16 protein-coding genes are annotated in these 21,278 nt (G+C 62.1%); 6 read left to right on the top strand and 10 right to left on the bottom strand.

Annotated features, from left to right (window positions below; genetic code table 11):
* Both ACT3UQ_RS06850 and betC read right to left on the bottom strand, forming a co-directional pair.
* Positions 1–303 (bottom strand): aldehyde dehydrogenase family protein (locus tag ACT3UQ_RS06850; RefSeq protein ID WP_444636767.1); only part of this gene is annotated, 303 nt, incomplete at its 3' end.
* 62 nt (positions 304–365) lie between these two features.
* Positions 366–1,901, bottom strand: a complete 1,536-nt coding sequence (betC, locus tag ACT3UQ_RS06855; protein WP_444636768.1) for a choline-sulfatase — start codon at positions 1,899–1,901, stop codon at positions 366–368.
* Positions 1,902–1,941: 40 nt separating this feature from the next.
* Here betC and ACT3UQ_RS06860 point away from each other — a divergent pair, with 40 nt between their 5' ends.
* On the top strand, positions 1,942–2,856 hold the full coding sequence (locus ACT3UQ_RS06860) for a formylglycine-generating enzyme family protein (protein ID WP_444636769.1): 915 nt from the start codon (positions 1,942–1,944) through the stop codon (positions 2,854–2,856).
* A gap of 21 nt (positions 2,857–2,877) precedes the next feature.
* Here the strand turns inward: ACT3UQ_RS06860 and ACT3UQ_RS06865 are convergent, their stop codons facing one another.
* A complete protein-coding gene (locus tag ACT3UQ_RS06865; RefSeq protein WP_105650328.1) occupies positions 2,878–4,854 on the bottom strand; it encodes a BCCT family transporter in 1,977 nt (658 codons plus the stop codon).
* A gap of 579 nt (positions 4,855–5,433) precedes the next feature.
* Between ACT3UQ_RS06865 and ACT3UQ_RS06870 the strand changes: the two genes are divergently transcribed.
* Together ACT3UQ_RS06870 and ACT3UQ_RS06875 are read left to right on the top strand one after the other, a co-directional pair.
* Positions 5,434–7,038 (top strand): DUF222 domain-containing protein, encoded by a 1,605-nt coding sequence (locus ACT3UQ_RS06870; protein ID WP_444636770.1) that lies wholly within the window; start codon positions 5,434–5,436, stop codon positions 7,036–7,038.
* A gap of 149 nt (positions 7,039–7,187) precedes the next feature.
* Positions 7,188–7,769, top strand: a complete 582-nt coding sequence (locus ACT3UQ_RS06875; protein ID WP_096284672.1) for a dihydrofolate reductase family protein — start codon at positions 7,188–7,190, stop codon at positions 7,767–7,769.
* A 96-nt stretch (positions 7,770–7,865) separates the two neighbouring features.
* On the opposite strand, the gene ACT3UQ_RS06880 is transcribed toward ACT3UQ_RS06875, so the two are convergent.
* From ACT3UQ_RS06880 to ACT3UQ_RS06890, 3 genes are all read right to left on the bottom strand, one after another.
* The gene (locus ACT3UQ_RS06880; RefSeq protein ID WP_444636771.1) at positions 7,866–9,374 is read right to left on the bottom strand and encodes a carboxyl transferase domain-containing protein; all 1,509 of its coding nucleotides are present in this window, start codon (positions 9,372–9,374) and stop codon (positions 7,866–7,868) included.
* Entirely contained in the window at positions 9,371–10,570 is a 1,200-nt protein-coding gene (locus tag ACT3UQ_RS06885; protein WP_444636843.1) for a CaiB/BaiF CoA transferase family protein, read from the bottom strand. The genes ACT3UQ_RS06880 and ACT3UQ_RS06885 overlap by 4 nt, the downstream gene beginning before the upstream one ends.
* Positions 10,571–10,640: 70 nt before the next feature.
* Positions 10,641–12,002, bottom strand: a complete 1,362-nt coding sequence (locus tag ACT3UQ_RS06890; RefSeq protein ID WP_444636772.1) for an SLC13 family permease — start codon at positions 12,000–12,002, stop codon at positions 10,641–10,643.
* A gap of 146 nt (positions 12,003–12,148) precedes the next feature.
* Here ACT3UQ_RS06890 and ACT3UQ_RS06895 point away from each other — a divergent pair, with 146 nt between their 5' ends.
* Positions 12,149–12,859: a FadR/GntR family transcriptional regulator gene (locus tag ACT3UQ_RS06895; RefSeq protein ID WP_444636773.1), complete on the top strand. Its 711-nt coding sequence runs from the start codon at positions 12,149–12,151 to the stop codon at positions 12,857–12,859.
* Positions 12,860–12,913: 54 nt separating this feature from the next.
* On the opposite strand, the gene ACT3UQ_RS06900 is transcribed toward ACT3UQ_RS06895, so the two are convergent.
* Positions 12,914–13,810 (bottom strand): LysR family transcriptional regulator, encoded by an 897-nt coding sequence (locus ACT3UQ_RS06900; protein ID WP_444636774.1) that lies wholly within the window; start codon positions 13,808–13,810, stop codon positions 12,914–12,916.
* Between the two features lie 127 nt (positions 13,811–13,937).
* On the opposite strand from ACT3UQ_RS06900, the gene ACT3UQ_RS06905 reads away from it, so the two are divergent.
* Together ACT3UQ_RS06905 and ACT3UQ_RS06910 are read left to right on the top strand one after the other, a co-directional pair.
* Positions 13,938–15,353 carry a M20 family metallopeptidase gene (locus ACT3UQ_RS06905; RefSeq protein WP_444636775.1) on the top strand — a complete coding sequence of 472 codons (1,416 nt, stop codon included), beginning with the start codon at positions 13,938–13,940 and terminating at the stop codon, positions 15,351–15,353.
* A gap of 8 nt (positions 15,354–15,361) precedes the next feature.
* The gene (locus ACT3UQ_RS06910) at positions 15,362–16,714 is read left to right on the top strand and encodes an MFS transporter (protein WP_444636776.1); all 1,353 of its coding nucleotides are present in this window, start codon (positions 15,362–15,364) and stop codon (positions 16,712–16,714) included.
* Between the two features lie 150 nt (positions 16,715–16,864).
* On the opposite strand, the gene ACT3UQ_RS06915 is transcribed toward ACT3UQ_RS06910, so the two are convergent.
* The 3 genes from ACT3UQ_RS06915 to hpaD all read right to left on the bottom strand — a co-directional run bounded on the left by ACT3UQ_RS06915 (position 16,865) and on the right by hpaD (position 21,270).
* Positions 16,865–17,104: a hypothetical protein gene (locus ACT3UQ_RS06915; RefSeq protein WP_444636777.1), complete on the bottom strand. Its 240-nt coding sequence runs from the start codon at positions 17,102–17,104 to the stop codon at positions 16,865–16,867.
* Positions 17,105–17,234: 130 nt separating this feature from the next.
* Positions 17,235–19,685, bottom strand: coding sequence for an NB-ARC domain-containing protein (locus ACT3UQ_RS06920; RefSeq protein WP_444636778.1), 2,451 nt, complete (start codon positions 19,683–19,685; stop codon positions 17,235–17,237).
* Between the two features lie 475 nt (positions 19,686–20,160).
* Positions 20,161–21,270, bottom strand: a complete 1,110-nt coding sequence (gene hpaD, locus ACT3UQ_RS06925) for a 3,4-dihydroxyphenylacetate 2,3-dioxygenase (protein ID WP_255248377.1) — start codon at positions 21,268–21,270, stop codon at positions 20,161–20,163.
* Positions 21,271–21,278 lie beyond the last annotated feature (8 nt).

A 21,278-nucleotide genomic window follows, 5' to 3' on the forward strand; every position in this document is an offset into this window, starting at 1 on the left:
TTTGCGTTCGGCCAGCCGATGAGCGACGCGCAGCAGGAAGTCACCGCGTTCCGGGGCGGGGAGCTGGGACCAGGTCCCGGTGTCGAAGGCGCGGCGGGCCGCGGCGATCGCGGCCTCGGCGTCCGCGGGCCCGGCCTCGGAGACGAGGGCTACCGGCTGACCATTGGCCGGGCAGAAGATCTGCCTGGTCGCGGCCGAGCTGGCCGGGCCAAAGCTGCCGTCAATGAACAGCGTTTCGCCGCCGTGCAAGCGCGGATTCTGGTTGCTTGGAAGGGGCTTGGCTAATTGAGGTTGCAGGTTCATGTGTTCTCCAGAGAAAGTTTCGAAAGTTATCGGTAGCGGCAGCGCCGGGTGCGGCAGTTGCCCTAGCGCTCGGGGTCAGTGATGGTTCCGTATTTCAGCGCGTTCCAGAAATCGCCGCGCACGTAGCGCTGTTCGGGCTCCGGATTGTAGTCCCAATGGTGCACCTTGCCCTGCTGCAGCGAGTTAGCGACCACCCGGCGGCTTGACTGGCTGGCCAGGATCTTGGACTCCAGCCGGGGCAGGTCGTACCGGGATTCCAACGCGCCGCGCAATGCCGCGACGACCTCGGCATGCTGCGGGTCGGTGGCTGCATTGCGCAGCTCATCGGGGTCGGCCGCCAGGTCGAAGAGCTGCTCCGGGTCTCCCGGGCAGAGCACGAACTTGTAGTTCCCGCGGACGATGGTCAGCTGCGGACGCAAGGTCCCTTCGGCCAGGTATTCGATGACCACATCGCGGTCTCCGGCGCCGGCTTCGCCGCGCTGCGCGCGGCGCATCGATTCCGTCAAGGAGCTGCCCGGAAGCTGCGCCGCTTCCATGCCGGCCAAGTCCAGGAGCGTCGGCGCGAGATCGAGCAGGGACACCGGCTCGGCGAAGCGGCCGGTGGGCACCAGATGCGCCGGCCCCTGCATGATCAGCGGGACCCGCGAAGACTGCTCATAGGGGGACATCTTGAACCACAGCCCCTTTTCACCCAGCATGTCGCCATGGTCGCTGATCACGATGATCACCGTGTTGTCGTCGAGATCCAGTGCTTGCAGCTGGGCGCGGATGCGCCCGATCTGGTCATCGATGTAGCTCACCGCCGCGTAGTAGGCGCGGCGCGCCCGGCGCACGCCGTCGATGTCCGGATAGCGCTGGTCGAAGCCGCTCATCGCGCGCAGGCGATGGCTATGCGGATCCTGGGCGGGGTCGGGAACCTCGGGGTGCGCCGGGTCGGGAATCTCGCCGTCGGCAAACCGGTCCCAGTGCTCGCGCGGCGGCTCATAGGGATCGTGCGGGTGGATGAAGGAGGTGACCATCAAGAACGGCAGGTCCTCGCCCGCGGCCTGGTTCGCCCGCACCCGGTCGTTGAGATGGCGCAAGGAACGGAACGTGACCTCATCGTCGAAGTCCTGCTGCACGCTTGCCTTGGACACCCCGGCCTCGAAGACCGCGGCGGCATCGTGGTACCACTGCAAGCGCTGCTCCAGCGGGCGGGTCCAATCCGGGATCATGTCCAGATCCGCCGGGTAGACATCCGTGGTGAGCCGCTGCTCGAATCCATGCTGCTGGTCCGGGCCGATGAAGTGCATCCGGCCAATGAGGGCCGTGTGGTATCCGGCCCCGCGCAGCCGGTGGGCGAAGGTGGGAATCGAGGCGGCGAAGTCGTCGCCGTTGTCGAAGCAGCCCAGATCCGAAGGCATCTGTCCGGTCATCATCGAGGCGCGTGACGGGGCGCACAGCGGGGTGTTACAGTAGGCGCGGTCGAAAACCGCCCCGGATTCGGCCAATGCGTCGATATGCGGCGTCTTGGCTGCCTGATCTCCGTAGGCGCCAAGCGCTTGGGCGGCCATCTGGTCGGCTTGGATAACAATGATGTTAGGTCGTTTGATTGACATCGTTTTTTCCTTTCGTAGTAACTGAAATTGGAGCTAGTTGATGAGTGCATGCTGTGGAGCCCAGCGATCGGGGAATACCCCTCCTGCGCGGCCGGTGCCGGCTGCGGCCCAGCAGGCAAGCCAGCTGGAGACCCTTGCGGCCCGGGCTCCGGAACAGCTGCGCCTGCTCGGATTGGCCGGCGGCAGCTTCCTGATGGGCAGCGAGGACGAACTGGCCTACCGGGCAGATGGCGAAGGCCCGGTGCGTGAAGTAGCCGTGCCGCCCTTCGCCATCGCCGCCACCGCGGTAACCGTCGCGGAATTCGCCGTTTTCGTCTTGGCCACCGGATACCGCAGCGATGCGGAAGTCCACGGGGATTCCCTGGTCTTCGCCGGGAACTTGTCCAACGAAACACGCAGGCTTGCAACGCCCGACGAGCATGCCCCGTGGTGGTGCACGGTCGCCGGGGCCAACTGGCAGCGACCCGAAGGTCCGGACTCGGATGCCCTGAAGCGGGCAAACCATCCGGTGACCCACGTATCCCTGCGCGATGCCCGAAGCTACGCGCAGTGGGTCGGAGCCCGGCTGCCCAGCGAGGCAGAGTGGGAATTCGCCGCCCGGGGCGGGCTGGAGCAGCAGCCTTATCCCTGGGGCGCCGAATTCGAGCCCGGGGGACAGGCCCGGATGAAGACCTTCGCCGGAGAATTCCCGCATGGCCCCACCAGCCCGGTCGGCACCGTGGAGGTGGCCGCATATCCGCCCAACGGATTCGGCCTCTACAACATGACCGGCAACGTCTGGGAATGGACCTCGGGGACCTTCTCCGCTGAGGATCCGCGTCCCGCCGTGCGTGGTGGCTCGCACATGTGCCACGCATCGTATTGCCGGCGATACCGGACCTCGGCACGCACCGCCGTCACCGCCGAGACCTCGCTGGCCCATACCGGATTTCGCTTGGCCGCCGACGTGAGCTGAGCTGCGCCGCCGGCGATCGGCTCAACGCCGCGGTTCGCCGCCGGGTTTATCCGGGGAGTCCACCACCGGCTGCAGTGAAATCTCCCCGGTTTTCGGATCCCAGCCGTCGGCCCACTCGCCCGTGGCGTAGCTGTACCCCACCGGCTGTCCGTTCTCGTCCGTGCGCTGATACCACTCGGTGTATTCCTCGCTGGTGGAATCCACATCGGCACCGGCTCCTTCGCCGGGCGTCGTGGCGACCACGTGCAGGGCGAAGTCGTCCCCGTAGCGGTCGACACCTTCGAATACCGCGTTGTTGATCGCATTTTCGGCGTAGTGGTGCCGCAGCGCGAACGGATCGGTCCGCAAATCGCGGAACCAGGCGACGATGATCAGCAGCATGATGAAGGCAAATGGGACCGCGCTGACGATGACCAGTTGCTGGAGCCCTGCCAAGGCGGAGGAATCACCGAGCAAGAGCATGACGACGGCGATCCCGGACATCACCAGGCCCCAGAAGACCACGATCCACCGGCTGGGTTCCTGATTGCCCCGGGAGGTCAAGATGCCCATCACCACCGAGGCCGAGTCAGCGGAGGTGATGAAGAAGATCGCCAGCACCACGATGGCCACGTACGGCAGCCACTGCAGGTACGGAAGGTTCTCGATCATGGTGAAGAACACCTGCGGGGCGGGCATATCGGCGCTGAACCCCGGCATTCCCTGCTGGTACATCCAGATCGAGGTGCCGCCCATGATGCCGTAGGCGACAAAGAGCAGCGACGAGGGAATCAGGATCGTGCCCAGCAGGAACTGCCGGATGGTCCGCCCCCGCGAGATGCGTGCGATGAACGAGCCGACGAATGGCGACCAGGAGATCCACCAGGCCCAGTAGTACACGGTCCAGACGGACTGGAACTCCTGGGTCTCCGCGCCCCAGGACAGCGAACGCCCCATCAGCTCGAACATCGAACCGAGATATTCCATCAATGACGAGGGCAGCAGATTGAGCAGAAACAGCGTGGGGCCAAGGAACAGCACCAGCCCGACGATGCCCACGGTGAGGATGATGTTGATGCTCGACAGATACCGGATGCCCCGCGAAACCCCGGAAACCGCCGAGATGATGAAGGCAACCGTCAGCAGGAGAATCAGGATGACCAGCATGTTATTGGTCAGTTCACCCGCGCCGGTGACGATGGTGATGCCGGTGCCGATTTGCATCGCCGCAATGCCAAGAGCCGCCGCGGTGCCAAATAGTGTGGCCACGATCGCGAACACATCGATGAGTTTGCCGGCGAAGCCTTCCGAATATCGCTGGCCGAATAAGGTGCGGAAGATGGAGGACATGAGCAGTGCCCGGCCGCGGCGGTACGCCGCGTAGGCGATGGCACCGCCAACCAGCGCGTACATGGCCCAGGCATGGAAGCCCCAGTGGAAGTAGGTCTGCGCCATGGCGCCGTGCATGGCCTCGGTAGTTTCCGCTTGGTGCGTCAACGGCGGAGGGGCAATGAAATGCGTCAGCGGCTCGGACGGGCCGAAAAACAGTACTCCGATGCCGATGCCGGCCGCAAAGAGCATCGCGACCCAGGAGAAAGTGCTGAATTCCGGCTTTTCTCCGTCCTTGCCGAGGCATATTTTTCCATAGGGAGAGATCGCCAGGCCTATCAGGGAGACCAGGGTGATGATAGCGACGGTATTGAACAGCCAGCCCAGGTTGAGCGTGGACCAGGAGAACGCGGCGGAAGCTATATTGGCAACGCCGGCCGGATCGAGGATTCCCCACACGACGAATCCAATGGTCAGTGCCCCGGTGAGGCAGAGGACAAACTTGCTGACCTGGTAGCGACGACGCTGTTCGTCGATTCCGATACCCGGAACAAGCGCCGGGTGGATATTATGCGGATATCCGGGTCGGCGAAAATCGAGATTGGGCAACCGCCGCCGAGACTTTTTCCGTTTTCGGTCCTGCGCAGTTTCCGCCCCAGGGGTGGGCCGGGTTTCATCGGTTTTGGACATGGAAATTCTACCTTTGGTGATGCAGGGGCACCCTGGCGGCGTGGGAACAGGCATGGCGGATGAGAGAGCGAACGACATGACTGAACGGCCAACGGGGGCGCGGTGCGGTTAAGGAGCTGGGATGAGTGAGCCGGCATCGAAGCCATGCTCAAGTGGAACCAAGCCATCGAAGCCTGGTTCAAAAGTGCCTACACGGGTGCCGTGTGGCTACGGCTCGCAGCCCCACCAGCCAATGGCATTGGATTCCCAGGAATCATTCTCGTAGCCTGCGGTTCGCCGAGGAGAGTTTATGCGAAGCTTCTCAGCTGCATTGATGCTGGACAGATTGCGCGCAACAGAGATCGACCAGTCCGTGGACTGTGTGTGGAAATCGACGTGGCGCATGACACAAGACCCTAGACGTGGCGCATCACGGAGTCAAGGAAGCCTGGAAAAATCTTCGTACCAAGAAGCCGCGTTCGGTCCTCGATCGGTTCCTGCGCCAGCGGATGTTCCAGCGCGGCGCCCGATCGAACGCACTTATCCACAGATTTTTCTGGCGCATCCCGGCAGGCCGCGCATCGGAGCACACTGGTCTGCATGAACACCACCGACCTGGATCAGGCCCTCGACGGGTACGGCCAGCTGCTGGAGACGCTGCAGCCGACCGACGCCGAGGCGTGCCGCCGGATCGACGGGGCCGCGCTGCGGGCGGTCATCGAACAAGAGACCCAGGTGCTCATCGGATTGCGGCGGGCGTTGCAGGACACCGCAGACCCACGTCTGGCCCTGGAACTTCTGGCCGCCGCGAAGCGGATCCAGGATGAATGCACCCGGATGAGCCTGGTGGCCGCGGATCGGCTGGCCGCCACCAACGCGCACCAGCTGGAAGCCGAAGAGCTCAACGAACTGCGCGTCCAGCCCGCCGACACCACCCGCGCCGCACGCCGCGCTTCCGGGCGCTCCTGCTTCAAAGACCCTGCAGAGCTGCTGGCCAGCTGGCTGAAGATCAGCTACGCCAAGGCCAAGCGGATGATGCTCGACGCCAGCGACCTGATCGGGCGTCGTGATCCCGCAGGGCAACCGGTGCCTCCGCGCTTCCCGCATCTGGGCCAGCTGCTCGATGATCCGAAGGTCAGCCCCGAGGCGGTCTGCGAGACCAGCAAGAAGATCTCGCGCCGCGAACCGGAAGACACCACCTTTGAAGGCACCCCGACCGAGCCGACGCTGCTGGACAACTCCGGAATCGCGGTTGAAGAACGTGCGGCACAGATCCTGCACGATGAGCTGACCGAGAAGGAAGCCGAGAAGAAGATCGGCAGCCTGATCACGATCGCCAGCTCTCATCCCGAGACCTCCACCGCTGCGGCGCTGTGCCGGGGCATGTATCGGCGGCAAACCAGCAACCCACAGGTCGTTGAATTCGTTTTGCGCGTCGGGTTGCTCGAAGCCGAAATGCTCGACTCGCTGATCGCCCAGGCGAACAACCCGAAAACCCAGGCCGGCCAGCGCGCACGGCAAAACCCGGGTCATTCCGGGACGGCGCAGGGATCGGACTCCCTGCCCGAACAGCCCCAGCTGCCGGACTTCCTGCCTCCCGAGGCGGCCGATGCCCGGTGGGAACCGGAGGCGCCGCAGATGCGGGTGAGCCCACCGGAACGAGCGTTGAATGCGCTCCTGGAACTGCTGGGCACTTCCGGAGAGGACGCCGGGAGACGCCGCATCGAACCCGAGGTCATCGTCCACATGAAGCTCGATGATCTGCGAAACCTGGCCGGGGCCCACGGGCGAACGGCCCATGGAGTGGATCTTCCGCCGGGGGAGCTGAGAAAGCTCCTATGCGATGCGAAGATCATTCCGGCGGTGTTCGGCGGGCGCGGTGAACTTCTGGACTTCGGCCGAGCTAAGCGGCTGGTTCCGCCGAGCCTGCGCAAGGCGGTGCTGGCGCGGGACCGTGGATGCCTGGTGCCTGGCTGCACCACGCCTCCGGAACGGGTGGAAATCCACCACATCAAATCCCACGCCGACGGCGGGGATACGAGCCTGGAAAATTCCGGGCCAGGCTGCGACGCGCACCATACGGCCTATGACCTCGGAATTATCAAGGTCATCTTCCAGGACGGGCTGCCGTGGGTGATCCTGCCCAAGCACATCGACCCGGAGCAAAAGCCGCGGCGCAATACCTACTGGGGCGAGGACGGCTAGCCGGAGTTCCCTTGCGCCGAACCGCGGCCTGGTCAATACGAGACCGAGCCCCACGAGCCGGTCGGCTGAGGCAAGGCAACGTCCGCCCGCTGCACCCTGATCTATGCGGAACTGCTACGATGAGGCACCCCAAAGCAAAGGAGCCTCCCGTGGGCAAGGTGGTCATGTACGGCTCGGTGTCGGTGGACGGTTTTATCGCGGATGCGAACGACCAGCCCGGAGCGCTGTTCGACTGGTTGACCGGCGGCGAAGTCCCGTTGGACGAGAGCGGCGCATTGATGGTGTCGCAGGCATCCTACGACTACACCCGGCCATACTGGGACCGGATCGGGGTGACGATCGTCGGCCGCCACGTCTTCGACATGACGGATGGCTGGGACGGGAAGCCGCCGAGCGGGGTCGAGCACATGGTAGTCGTGACGCACCGGCCGAAGCCCGAGGGCTGGGATCCCGAGGCGCCTTTTCACTTCGCCGACGGCGTCGCCGCAGCCGTGGCCAAGGCGCAGGAGCTCGCCGGCGAGCGCATCGTCGAGGTCTCCGCTGGCGATGTTGGCGGCCAGGCGCTGGCCGCGGGCCTGGTCGACGAGGTGCGCATGGACGTCGTTCCCGTCGTGTTCGGCTCCGGCAAGCGCTACTTCGGGCCGGCCCACGCCCAGCACCCGCTGGAGGATCCCGACGCGGTGATTCAGGGCGACCGGGTGCTCCACCTGCGCTACCCGGTGCGCCGTTAACCGAGCGTGCTGCAACGACAAAATCCCGGGGCGCTGGCGAATTCAATCGCTAGCGCCCCGGGATTCGCGCGGAGTAGCGCAGGCAAGCTGCGCCGGCTAGGTGCCTAAGGTTCCCAGGTTCTGGAACTTCTGCTGCCGGCGCTCCAACCTGTATTCGTCGGGAATCACCCGGGCCAAGGAAACCTCGGCGGCGATCGCCGCACAGAGCTTCTGCGCGAATTCACGCGGGTGCCCGGCGGCCTCATCGAGCTCGTCGACCACGTGGTCGACCAGCCCGAAAGCGCACAGCGAGCCGACTCCGATGCGTTGCGCGCGGGCCATCTGCGGCGCTTGCTCGATGCTGCGGTGGATGATGGCGCTCGCGCCTTCCGGCGGCAGCGGCGAGAGCCACGAATTCTGCGCGGCAATGGTCCGGTCGGCCGGGAGCAGCGCCAGGGCGGCCCCGCCGGTGCCCTGGCCAAGCAGCACCGATACCGAGGGGGAGCGAAGCCCGATCAGCTCGCTCAGCGACCGGGCGATCTCGCCGGCCAGCCCGCCTTCTTCGGCCTCGGCCGAAAGCTCGGCCCCGGTGGTGTCGATGATGGTCACCAGGGCCAGGCCGAGCTCCTGGGCCAATTGCATGCCGCGGCGTGCCTCGCGCAAGGAGGCTGGGCCCATGCTGGAGGTGCTTAGGTGGCGTGGACGCTGCTGGCCAAGTACCACGCATCGCTGGTCGCCGAAGCGCGCCAGCGCGAGAATCAGGCCGGGGTCCTTTTCCCCCTGCCCGGTCCCGTTCAGCGGCAGCGCGTCGTCGGCGGAGGCGAGAACCATGCGGGTATCCGGGCGGCGCGGATTGCGGCTGATCTGCACCGATTCCCACACATCAGGCGTGCTGCCGGGCGCCGTCCGGCCCAGCGGCGCGGGCAACGAAGAGCCCACCTCGGCCGGCTGCAGGATCCGCAACGCCCGCAGCACCAGCTCGGGCAGTTCCTGCGGGTCGACCACCGCGTCGATCAATCCCTTGCGGAAGAGGTTCTCGGAGACCTGCACTCCTTCGGGGAACTTTTCCCCAGATAGCGACTCATAGACGCGGGGTCCCAAGAAGCCGAGCAGCGCTTCGGGTTCGGCCACGGTGATATGTCCCAGCGAACCCCAGGAAGCCATCACCCCGCCGGTGGTCGGATGGCGCAAATACACCAAATAGGCCAGCCCGGCTTCCTTATGCCGGCGCACCGCAGCGGTGATCGCGACCATGCCGAGGAAGGCCAGGGTGCCTTCCTGCATCCGGGTGCCGCCCGAGGCGGGTCCGGCGAGCAGGGGCAGCCCTTCGCTGGTGGCCCGCGTGATCGCGGCGACGATGCGTTTCACCGCGGCTTGCCCGATGGACCCGGCCAGGAATTTGAACTCCGAGACGATCACCGCCACCGGCCGCCCTTGGATCATTCCCTTGCCGGTGAGCACCGATTCATCGGCACCGCTCTTGCGCCGGGCCGCGTCGAGATCCGCCGCGTAGCTTTCGCTGAGCTCGGGCTGGCGCGGGGTGCTGTCCCAGGATTCAAAGGAGCCTTCGTCCAGCACGATGCCGAGCAGTTCGGCCGCGCCGAGGCGAGCGGTTTTGGTGTTCATGACCGTTCCTCCCTTCCGGCGTCCAGCCATTGTTCGATGTCCGCGGCGTCGGCGTTCAGCAACGGTGGGGCGCTATGCCTGGTTTTGGTGGTTTCCGCGCTGGTGGCGGGGTCGAAGAAACGCAATGGCGGGCCGGGGAGGCTGATCTTGCCCAGCACCTCGTGCTCGACCTCGACGATGAGCCCCTGGGATTTGACCTGTTCCCATTCGTAGACTTCCTCGATGCTGCGCACCTTGCCCGAGGGGATGCCGGCCGAGTCGAGCCGGGCCAGAAGTTCGGTTGCCCCGTAGCCGGAGAAGGCCTGCTCGATCAGCGGGTTCAGCTGCGACCGGTGCTCCACGCGGGCGGCATTGCTGGCGAAGCGGGCATCGTCGGATGCCAGGCCGAAGGTCGCCGCGAATTTCTGCCAGAGTTTTTCGCTGCCGACGCTGATCTGCACCTTGCCTCCGTTGCAGGGGTAGAGGCCATAGGGGGCGATGGACGGGTGGTGGTTGCCGATGGCGTGGGGGTTCTGGCCGGCTACGGTGGCCCGGGTTCCTTGGAATGCGTGCACCCCAACGATCGAGGCGAGCAGCGAGGTGCGCACCACCTGTCCGCGCCCGGTCTGCTCGCGTTCCAGCAGTGCCGCCAGGGCGCCGAAGGCGCCGTACATCCCGGAGAGCAGATCCGCGATGGGCACCCCGACCTTCTGCGGATCCTCGGGGCCGGAACCGGTAATTGACATCAGCCCGGCCTCGCCCTGCAGGATCTGGTCGTAGCCGCTGCGGTGGGACTCGGGCCCGTCGTGGCCGAAGCCGGTGATGGACATGATCACCAGCCGCGGATTGAGCTCGTGCAGCACCGCGGTGCTGAATCCGAGCCGCTCCAGCACCCCGGTGCGGAAGTTCTCCATCAGCACGTCGGCGTGCTTGATCAGCTCAACGAGCTTTTTCTTGTCCGCCGCGGCTTTCAGGTTCAGCGACAGCGACTGCTTATTGCGGTTGCAGGAGAGGAAATAGGTGGCTTGCGGGTTGTCCTCCGGTCCGGCAAAGGGCGGACCCCAGCCTCGGGTGTCGTCCCCGGTTTCGACGGATTCCACCTTGATTACCTTGGCGCCAAGGTCTCCCATCATCATTCCCGCATGGGGCCCGGCCAGCGCCCGGGTCAGGTCGAGCACCACGTATCCGTTCAAGGGGCCGGCGGTGGTTGACTGCATTTTCTCGGCAACGGCCGTCGTAGAGCTCAAGGCTCCTCCTAGCAAATATTGGATTGAATGGGGTGCGGGCTTAGAGCCAGCCCGGCAGCACCAGCGTGGCCCAGGCCAGCAGCGGTCCGACCAGGACGACAATGCCGCCGTAGCCGAGGACCTGCTTGTAGAAGCGGTCCTTGTCCGTGCCTTCGGGCGCATTGGCCAGCACCAGCGCGCCGTTGGTGGAGAACGGGGAAACATCCACCACCGTGGAGGCGATGGCCAGCGCGCAGATCAGGCCGATCGCGCTGATGGATCCGGTGTTGAGGAAGGGGATGGCCAGCGGGATCAGCGCCGCGAGGATGGCGGTGGAGGAGGCGAAGGCCGAAACAAGTGCGCCGATGTAGCAGATCAGCAGGCCCGCCAGCAGCGGTGCGCCGAGGGTGGCCACGGCGTTGGAGGCATATTCGATGGTTCCGGCTTCTTGGAGCACCCCGACGAAGGTGAGCATGCCGCAGATGAGCAGCACCGTGGACCAGCTGATCTTGTTGACCGCGCCCTTTTGACCGGCCGGGCTGACCAGGGCGAGGAAGACCGCGATGGTGATGGATACGAATCCGACGTCGACCTTGAATCCCAGGGCTATGACGGCCAGGGCGATCAGCCCGATGATCGTCATGGTCTGTCCGAAACGCTGGCCCGGCGCCTTGGGCGCTGCGCCGTCTCCGGCCGGATCGCGCGGTCCGTAGGTGCCCGATCCGCTGCCTTTGAAGTCGACGTCCGCCCCGCGGGTGCCTACGGATACCGACAGGCGCGCCTCGGCGACGCGTTCGGCAATGGCGCCGGCGCGCTGTCCGGCAAGCTTCTTGCCGCCGAGCACCAGGAAGAGCACGACCGCGATGACGAGGTTGAATACGAAGCTGGTCAGGAACAATGCGGTGGGGCTGAAGGGGAAGCCGGCTTCTTCGATGAGGCCGTTGACGATGACGCCGTAGACGGCGATCGGGGAGAATCCTCCGGCCTGCGCGCCGTGCACGATGAGCATGCCCATCATCAGCGGGTTGATCTTGTATTTCTGGGCGAAGGTCAGACCGATCGGCGCGATGATCGCTACCGCCGCCGGGCCCAGGGCGCCGATGGAGGTGATGGCCGCGGTGATGGCGAACATGACCCAGGGGATCAGCGAGATTCGATTGTCGACGAGCTTCACCGCCTTGTCCACCAGGACGTCGATGGTGCCGTTATTCTGCGCGATGGCAAACAGATAGGTGACGCCGACCAGGGTCAGGAACAATCCTCCGGGGAAGTTCGCGAGGATGTCCTTGGCATCCATGCCGAGAAAAACCGTGCCGAGCAGAAATGCTCCGACGAAGGCCAAAGCCCCCATGTTGATCGGGAACATCGTGGCAATTATGAACATCACCGCCAGCACGATGATGGAAACAAGCGCGACAGACATGGGAATTCCTTTTATTGAAGGTTGCGTGGTCATTGACTTGGCTGTGATGGGGATCACTGGCCTAGCCTCCTAGACTCTCGGTGTCTTGTCAAGCGAATTTTCGGTGTAGGTTTGAGCTAGAACGCATTCGTGAGGAAGGAATGATGGTGGCTGAAGCCAAGAAGCCCAGGCAGTTTGCAAAGGTGCAACGCCCGCGGCTCTATGAGCAACTGATGCAGCAGATCCTGACTTTTGTGGAAGAAGAGCAGCTTGGCCCCGGCGACCATTTGCCAGCGGAACGCGAATTGGCGGAGCAGCTGGGTGTTTCGCGGGCGACTCTGGCCCAGGCACTGGTGGCTTTGGAAGTTCTCGGAGTCATCGACGTGCAGCACGGCACCGGAGCGGTGCTGATGTACCGGCCCAGCGTCGCCACCGTGCTGCGCGATCTGCGGGCGCACAAAAACCGCTTGCCGGATATCGTCGAGGCGCGCAGCACCTTGGAGGTCAAGCTGGCCGCGCTGGCCGCCGAGCGCCGCACGGAGGCCGACCTGCAGAAAATTGACCAGGCGCTGGAGGTGATGGCCGCAGAAATCGGCGATGGCGGACGCGGCGCGCGCGGGGATGAGCTGTTCCATGAGGCGATCACGGGAGCGGCGAAGTCATCTGTGCTGCAAAAGCTGATGACATTCATCGCCGAGATGGTCCTTGAAACCCGCATCGAATCCCTCGGGCAGCCCGGACGTCCCGAGCGTTCGCTGGAGTCCCATCAGAAGATCGCCGACGCCATTCGCCGTGCCGATGCCCAAGGCGCCGCCGACGCCATGGGTGAGCATATTGAAATGGTGTCCGATGTGGCATTGCTGAAGGACGATAACTAGTCGCATTGCAGGTGCCTTCGGCCCGTGGGACGGACGTGCCCCGGTGCCTCGGCTCTAGTATTCCTGCATGTGCGCGGCGATCTGCTGAATCAAGGCGCTGACCAGGGCAGGTTGTCGCCGCCTTGGCATCGTGAGGATCTGCGCGGTGCGTTCGGCCAGCGCCGGATGGTCGATCGGGATGAATTTCAGGCCGTGGCTCAGGCCGTCGCGGCGGGCGAAATGGCTCAATAGAGTCACCCCGGCTCCGGAGCGCGCAAACTCCATTGCCGGGTTGATATGATCCGTGGTCAGCACGATTTTAGGTGTCAGGCCTGCCATGGACGTGGCTATGTCGAAGAGCTCGCGTTGGGTGATGCCCTTCGCGGGCATGGACATCGGATAGTCGCATAGCTCGGCCAGCGACACCTGGGTGCGAACCGCCAGGGGATGCCCGGTGCTGACGACGGCATATGCCGGCGCAGGGCAGGAATGCTCGACGTTGACGCCGCGCTGCGGCCCCAGCGCAAAAATTGTGGCGAGGTCCGCCGTTCCTTCGATGACTTGCCGGGTGGCCTCCGCGGAGGGTAAGACGCTCAGGTGAACCGAAACCTCGGGGTGCTCCTTGCAAAAGGCCGACACCGCCCGCGGTGTCAGCGATGCCGCCAGCCCCTCCGAGCTGACCACCTCGATGATCCGCGATGCCCCGATGGACAGTTCGCTCAGATCATGGGTCAGCTGCTCGCCCTCGGCCAGCATGCGACGGGTATGCGCCAGCAGCAGCACCCCGGCATCCGTCAATTCCATTCCACGGGCGTGGCGGCGGAAGACCGCGGACCCGACTTGATGCTCGAGCTGAGTGATCTGGCGGCTAATGGCCGAAGCGGAAACATGCTGGGCTTCGGCCGCTTCGGAGATGGAGCCGGTGCTGGCCACTTCGTGGAAATAGCGCAGCGCGGTCGGCAACGTTTGCATTCCTGGGAACTCCGCTCGACTAGCATTTTGCGTTTAACTCAAACCTCATGCAGGAAACGGCACTGGTGCGCACGTAATTCATCTCCTACTGTGATCTACAGTACCTCACTGGGATAAGGGAGAAACCATGCAGAATAGACGAGATTTACTGGCTACTGCGGATCAATATGTCGACTCGGGCCAGCTGTTCGAGGATCTGTCCGAACTAGTTGCCTGCCCTACCGTCAGTACCGACGCAGCCATGAGAGTTGCAATGAACTCATATCTTGATGAGGCATTGCGCGCCAGGCTGGAGCGCATGGGTTTCACGGTGCAGTTGGATCTCGACTGGCAAGGTTCGGGCAATTCCTTCCTTCGCGCGGTGCGCACCGAACACCATGAGCACCCAACGGTGCTCTGCTATGGGCACGCCGATGTGGTTGATGGCCAAGCCGGCCAGTGGGACGAAGGACGCGAACCCTTCGTCCTGAGCGCCGAGGGCGACAGATGGTACGGACGCGGAACCGCAGATAACAAGGGCCAGCATTTGGTGAACCTCAAGGCACTGGAGATGGTTCTGGCCCAGCGTGGCGCGCTGGGGTTCAACCTCGTCTTCCTTTTCGAAGCCGGCGAGGAAATCGGTTCGCCGCACCTGCAGGAATACGCCGCCGCCCATCGTGGTCAGTTGGCCGCAGACGTGTTCATCGCCTCCGACGGTCCCAGGCTGTCCGCCGAGCAGCCCACGATATTTCTCGGCGCGCGCGGTGGAGCCACCTTCGAACTCAGCGTTCCGCTGCGTCCGGGCGGCTACCATTCGGGCAATTGGGGCGGGCTCTTGCGCAACCCCGCGACCACCCTCGCAGGTGCCATCGGAGTGCTCGTCGATGGCCATGGGCGCATCCAGGTGCCGGAGTTGCTTCCTAGCCAATTGCCTTCCTCGGTGCGCCAGTCGCTCGAAATGGTCAAGGTGGGCGGTGGCGCGCAGGATCCTGCGCTGGATCCCCATTGGGGCGACACCAGCCTGAGCCCCGCTGAGCGGCTCTATGGCTGGAATACCTTGGAGGTACTCGCCCTTCGCTCCGCCGATATTTCCCGGCCGGTCAATGCCATTCCCGGCGAAGCGCGCGCGGTATTGCAGCTGCGCTTTGTGGTTGGCACGGATATGCATGAGCTGGAGGGAGCGATTCGCCGGGCGTTGAACGAGGCCGGGTATCCAATGGTGCAGCTGAAAATGGGCCAGTGCTTCGCGGCGAGCCGAATCGACCCCGATAACCCGTGGGTGCGCTGGGCCAGCGATTCTGTCCAGCAGACCACGGGCATGCCCACCGTGGTACTGCCGAATATCGGAGGCTCGCTGCCCAATGAGGTCTTTGAAGCAACTCTGGGCCTGCCGACGTTGTGGATCCCGCACTCCTATCCGGGGTGCCAGCAGCACGGGCCCAATGAGCACGCCCTGGAATCGGTGCTGCGGCAGGGATTGAAAATGATGTGCGGACTCTTCCATGACCTGGGAACTCGCAATGACCTGCCACGCACGGTGGCGTTGACCAATGAGAAGATTTAGGACCCAGCATGGAAAATCACCAGCAATCACCAGTTGAGGAACAAGCCGGCCTGCATCAACGGCCGGAGCGTGCCGCCTCCGGCGCGCCGCAACGCCGCCAGTCAGCAGCCCGCGGGATTGCCGCGGCCACCGTTGGAAATGCGCTGGAATGGTACGACATGTCCATCTACGCGCTGCTGGCCATCTATATCGGCCACAATTTCTTCCCCTCGGATAATCCGGCGGTGGAAGTCATCCAGGCCTTTGCGGTGTTCGGCGTCTCCTATCTGATTCGTCCGCTGGGCGGGCTGGTGCTGGGGTCATATGCGGACCGCAAGGGGCTGAAAAAGGGGCTGATCCTGACCATCAGGCTCATGGTGCTGGGCACGGCGATCATTGCCCTGATGCCGGGCTATGACACGATCGGGATGCTGGCCCCGCTGGGACTCATCGTGGGCCGGCTCGTTCAGGGATTCTCCGCCGGCGGAGAGTTCGGCGCGGCCACCTCCTACCTGCTGGCGCAGAACAAGGAGCGCAAGGGATTCCTCGGCAGCTTTCAATTCGCCAGCCAGGGGTTGGGTGCCTTGATGGCCGCGATCACGGTGGTCGTCTTGACGAGCATTTTCACCACCGAGCAAATGAACGACTGGGCCTGGCGCATCCCATTCTTCATCGGCCTGCTGGTGGGACCCGCCGGCTGGTGGATACGGCGCCACGTCGACGAAGCACCGTTGCCGGAACGCCCTGCCACCGGCCCGCAGGGCGCGGCGCCCGCGGTGCATGCTCCGGTGCGCGAGCTCTTTCGCTCCAATAAGGTCTCGGTGCTCATGGCCGGAGGCGGGCTCGCCATTTCCACGGCGCTGAATTTTGTGCTGCAGTACATGCCGACCTTCGGCATCAACCACCTGGGGATGAACCCTACGATCTCGTTCTCCTCGCTGATTATTTCCGGGGTCATCCTGACCTTCGCCACCCCGGTGGTCGGGCACCTTTCGGATCGCTTCGGCAGGCTGCGCATCATGGTTCCGGCGGCGCTGGCGATCATGGTGCTGACTATCCCGTTGTTCCTCTGGCTGATCGCGGGCAAGACCTTCTTGGTGCTCGCGGTCGTCATGACGATCCTGGGGCTGCTGAAGGCGTTGTACTTCGGTGCGCTGCCCTCGGTGATGGCGGACGTCTTCAGCGATTCCACGCGGGCTACGGGACTTTCGTTCAGCTACAACGCGGCGGTGGCGGTCTTCGGCGGATTCACCCCGATGATTTGCGCTTTCCTCATCGAGGCCACCGGGCAGCCGATCGCACCAGGTTATTACCTGGCGGTGCTGTCCATCGTCAGCATCGTGGCGCTGGGTTCGGCATTCCGTTTCCGGGCGGTGCGGTAGCGCGGATGCCGCACGGATCCCGCCGTGGCGCCCCCGGCGGCCTGACGGGGGAGTGAGGGCAACGGCAAAAACCCGGGGCGCTAGCGAATTCAATCGCTAGCGCCCCGGGATTTTCACGTAGCAGCTCGGGGAAGCCGCTTCGGTGGGTGCTTAGACCTGGTTTCCGAGCTTGAAGCCCTTGGAAGCCTGGCCACGGTAGGTGCCGGTCTCGTCCTTCTCGCGGGTGTAGGAGAAGCCGTCGGTGCCGACGGTCACCGCCATTTCGGAGTCATCGGTGCGCTCGATGATTTCCTGCACGTTGCCTTCCAGGTCCAGCACCTTCGAGGCTTCGGTGTACCAGGACGGGACAACCGGGTTGCCCCACCAGTCGCGGCGCTGGTTGTCGTGCAACTTGAACTCGCCTGTAAACATCGCGACTTGGCGATGAAACTGCGGATAGGATTCGATTTTGATATGAACTCGGTGTCGGTAACGTGAACCTGAGGTGGGCCGTAGGTGTAAGAAAATCAGCCCGATGCAGCTATGAAGTATAACTTCTCGAAGGATGCGGCTGGCGTGCAGATAAATTCAGATTCTTTTGTGCTCTTCGAAGTTCGATAGTGAGGCCAACTTCATCCGTCAAACTTGGGAGGCAGCCCTCTATAGCATCGTTGAGGTAGAAAGCTTTTTTAGACTGGACTTTGGATCCCCATTGTTGAACTCCCTTTGCGATTCGTTCAAGTACCCGAATGCCCGAAGTGGAATTCTCCGTTCCCATTCTTCGCCAAGATTTGAGGCATGCCGTCGATGAGTCGGCTAGAACTACGATAATTCGCCAGTCATCGGGATGACTCGCGTAAAGGCCAAGCGCGTTATGTAGTCCTGCTGAAGCGGACGAAAATGCGGATCCGAAATCGCGCTTGACCTGATGATGCTCAGCCCAGCGGCGCCAACTATCCGCGAGAAGGGTTTTTGCCATCAGCAAATTTCTCCCCGTTAGCTTGTCTTCAGCCAGCTCAAGGAGTTGCTGCCCTTCGGAAAAATCAGACGTCCAAATTAGGATTTTTCCAAGTAAAAAGGCAGTATCTCCGCAAGGTTTGAGATTGTATGCCTCGCGCGCGAAGTCAACTGCTAACGGCGCATCGTGAATCTTCGTGGCTAAGACATCGGCTATTGCGTAATTTGTAATGGCCGCCGTGTGGTCGTCCTCCACGTATCGAAGCGCCGTTTTATAATTACTTACGGCGGATTCGAAGTGACTTTGAGCCTGTGCTATCAATCCCGAAACTCGATAGACTTCTGAGAATTCTGCATTGACGCTTCCAGCGCGTTCTACTTCTGTTGTTGCCTTTGCAAATTGTCTGGCAGACATTAACTTTAGTGCCTTGTTTAAAACGAAAACGGTTGGGTTATCCGATTCGGTACGTGGGTAGACGATACGCTGATCTATGCCGCGAGGTTCTGGGATTGCCTTCTCAAGAGACGCTCGATACGTCCGTTCCCGTTTTAAAACTTCACTTATGAATACACCAGAGTGATCGGGCTTAGCTAGGAATTCTCTGGCTGTGGGAGTCAGGGCGAGCATGCTACCCAGGCCACCGGCAGACTCTGACTCGACGACAACGAGGGCGCCCCTAGTTAGTTCTTGCGTGGACGCTCGAAGTTCGTCAACGCTGAACTCTGTTAAAATCGCGAACTCATCGAAGCTGATGCTCTTATCAAATACGCGAAGTACCGATAGAATGGCCTGCGATTCAGGAGTTAGGCCGGTATATACGTTTTCTACGCAGAACTTGAGAAGCTCGTCTTGATTGTGGATCAGGTCTGTTGGAAGGCTGCCAGCCTCACTCGAAAGGATATACCAGCGTATGGCGAGCGGGCTCCATCTGAGTCTTTTTACAACTTCAGTTAGAGCTGAATCCGTAAGGGACCGCAGATTCTTTTGATTACGTGCCGAGGCAAATTTTCGGAAAAGTAGTTTGGCCTCATCGTCAGACAATGGAGGCAGTGGGATCCGGCGTTCGAGTTCGCCAAGTCCTACCCTGCTCGTAAAAAGATACCTGACATGCATAGGAAGCGTATCGACCATTTCGATCACTTCTGAACCTTGAACAGATTCTAGATTGTCGATTATTACTAGCGTCTCGAGCCCGTCAAGTGCCTGCGCTAAATCGTCGAGGCTCCCCGAAAATGACTTTTCTATGCCTCGGCCAAGTGCAACTGTGGTTCCATCAATACTCCGAACTGCATCTTTTAGATCTTCGACTCCATACGCCGTGAGCTGTTCTGTTTTAAGCGAAACCCAGAGCATGAGCTCGTATGGGTTGTTCTCCGGGTCTTCTAGAAGCCGATAAGCAACGTCAAGTGCCAGGGCAGTTTTTCCAATACCGCCCTCGCCGGTCAGGGTAAGTACTGGGTTGCGTCGTTCTTGCAAAGATTTGAGTAATTTGTTTGCTTCGTTTTTTCGACCAATGAATGAAGTGTCGTCATAATCTACCGCTGGAAGATTATGGAGGGTTTTCTCGTATGGGGCGTCTTGGCGCTCGACGAAAGGTTCCCAAGTCGGATCTGAGTTAAGTTTCTGCAATATTTCGGCTGTTTTTGCCCAATAGTTACTCGGGAATCCCAAGACTAGAGTTGTCGCTACATCAGGATCGTCCATATTGAGAGGACGAAAGTGCATTACGCGGTTCCTGATGGGGACTAATGCAGCTACATCAGCGGATTTCTTAGAAATGACTTCCTCCAAGGCTGCCGGAAGAGATCTCTTGGAGCGTGTGAGGGCATCGAAAGCCGGCTTCAGGTCCATGTAGTGGACGATTGAGACATCTCGGCCGTTATCGTCTTTAGATTGCCGGTCCTCAGCCGAAGCTGTCTCAGTTGGCACGAATATCTCGGACTCGTCTTTGTGATCGAGCAAATGTGATTCGATCAGTATGCGGATGTCAGTCTCGAACGCCTCGAGAAGTAAGTACAGTCGTGCTCTGCTCATGCGGGCTTTGTGCGCCATAATTCGCTTGTCCTCTAAGGGTCCCTGAAGTAAGAAAGGCTCATTCATCTGAAATTGCGTCTAGTGCGATGTTTAGTTCTCAACTTTACGACCTAGGCTATTAGTTCGTTTACGATGTCACGATTGTGTCGGCAATTATTACATGTTGTTCCTTTGGTGAGTAGATTTCCAGGGGCGGTCAAAACTTTTGATTCAAAATTTTTGAAATGGAGTTTCCGTCGATCTTTATTAGGAAATCTAAAATCAGGTGTACAGAACATGATTCGGTATTAAAATATTAAGCGGTTTTCTGTTTCTTATCGTTATTCTCCTTCCCTGCTCGCTGAGTGCAAAATATGAAGTATTAGAAGATTACGCCTGAATGTGACAAAGCCCGGTGCGGTTCACAGCAAATCAGGGAAGAAATCTGTGATCCGCACCGGGCTAGGTGCCGGTAGCTAGAAACGACTCAGGTGGTTTAGACCTGGTTTCCGAGCTTGAAGCCCTTGGAAGCCTGGCCGCGGTAGGTGCCGGTCTCGTCCTTCTCGCGGGTGTAGGAGAAGCCGTCGGCGCCGACGGTCACCGCCATTTCCGAGTCATCGGTGCGCTCGATGATTTCCTGCACGTTGCCGTCCAGGTCCAGTACCTTCGAGGCTTCGGTGTACCACGATGGAACTACTGGGTTGCCCCACCAGTCGCGGCGCTGGTTGTCGTGCACATCCCAGGTGATGACCGGGTTGTCCGGGTCGCCGGTGTAGTAGTCCTGGGTGTAGATCTCGATGCGGTGGTCATCTGGATCCAGAATGTAGAGGTAGAACGCGTTGGACACACCGTGGCGGCCCGGGCCGCGCTCGATGCGGTCCGAGATGCGCAGCGCGCCCATCTTGTCGCAGATCTGGATGATGTTGTGCTTCTCGTGGGTGGAGAAGGCCACGTGGTGCAGGCGCGGGCCGTTGCCGCCGGTCAGCGCGGTGTCGTGCACGGTGCCCTTGCGGTGCATCCAGGCGGCGTAGGTGGTGCCTTCTTCGTCCTGGATGTCCTCGGTGACGCGGAAGCCCAGGTCTTCAAGGTACTTGCGGCCGCGTGGCACATCCGGGGTGACCTGGTTGAAGTGGTCCAGGCGGACCAGCTCGCCGGCGGAGTACAGGTCATAGCGCATATGCAAGCGCTCGACGTGCTCGGTCTCGAAGAAGAACTCGTAGGGGAAGCCCAGCGGATCCTCGACGCGGACCGCATCGCCGATGCCGCGCACGAAGCCTTCGCTGCGGCGCTCGGTGCGGCAGCCCAATTCCTTGTAGTACGCCTCGGCCGCGTCGACCTCGGCGGTGGAGCGCACACGGAAGGCCATGGCCTTCAGCGCGGCCACCGGGCCGAGGGTCAGCACCAGGTTGTGGTGGATGAACTCCTCGAAGGAACGCAGGTAGATCTGGGTGTCGTCCTCGTAGGACACGTGCAGGCCGAGCACGTCCACGTAGAACTTGCGCGAGGCGGCCAGGTCGGTGACAACCAGTTCGGCGTAGGCGCAGCGCAGGATGTCCGGCGCTGGAACGGATGGGGTGGCGATGGGGTTGGAAATCTCTTTGCTCATTGTGTTGC

The sequence above is a fragment of the Glutamicibacter sp. AOP12-B1-11 genome (assembly GCF_052379245.1).
GTDB lineage: Bacteria > Actinomycetota > Actinomycetes > Actinomycetales > Micrococcaceae > Glutamicibacter.

Bases quoted from the DNA above. Each gene is read 5' to 3' on its own strand.
- hpaD (WP_255248377.1), bottom strand. From the start codon at position 21,270: ATGAGCAAAGAGATTTCCAACCCCATCGCCACCCCATCCGTTCCAGCG.
- ACT3UQ_RS06885 (WP_444636843.1), bottom strand. From the start codon at position 10,570: ATGCAGTCAACCACCGCCGGCCCCTTGAACGGATACGTGGTGCTCGAC.
- ACT3UQ_RS06860 (WP_444636769.1), top strand. From the start codon at position 1,942: ATGAGTGCATGCTGTGGAGCCCAGCGATCGGGGAATACCCCTCCTGCG.
- ACT3UQ_RS06865 (WP_105650328.1), bottom strand. From the start codon at position 4,854: ATGTCCAAAACCGATGAAACCCGGCCCACCCCTGGGGCGGAAACTGCG.
- ACT3UQ_RS06870 (WP_444636770.1), top strand. From the start codon at position 5,434: ATGAACACCACCGACCTGGATCAGGCCCTCGACGGGTACGGCCAGCTG.
- ACT3UQ_RS06910 (WP_444636776.1), top strand. From the start codon at position 15,362: ATGGAAAATCACCAGCAATCACCAGTTGAGGAACAAGCCGGCCTGCAT.
- ACT3UQ_RS06890 (WP_444636772.1), bottom strand. From the start codon at position 12,002: ATGTCTGTCGCGCTTGTTTCCATCATCGTGCTGGCGGTGATGTTCATA.
- ACT3UQ_RS06905 (WP_444636775.1), top strand. From the start codon at position 13,938: ATGCAGAATAGACGAGATTTACTGGCTACTGCGGATCAATATGTCGAC.
- ACT3UQ_RS06920 (WP_444636778.1), bottom strand. From the start codon at position 19,685: ATGAGCAGAGCACGACTGTACTTACTTCTCGAGGCGTTCGAGACTGAC.
- betC (WP_444636768.1), bottom strand. From the start codon at position 1,901: ATGTCAATCAAACGACCTAACATCATTGTTATCCAAGCCGACCAGATG.
- ACT3UQ_RS06900 (WP_444636774.1), bottom strand. From the start codon at position 13,810: ATGCAAACGTTGCCGACCGCGCTGCGCTATTTCCACGAAGTGGCCAGC.
- ACT3UQ_RS06880 (WP_444636771.1), bottom strand. From the start codon at position 9,374: ATGAACACCAAAACCGCTCGCCTCGGCGCGGCCGAACTGCTCGGCATC.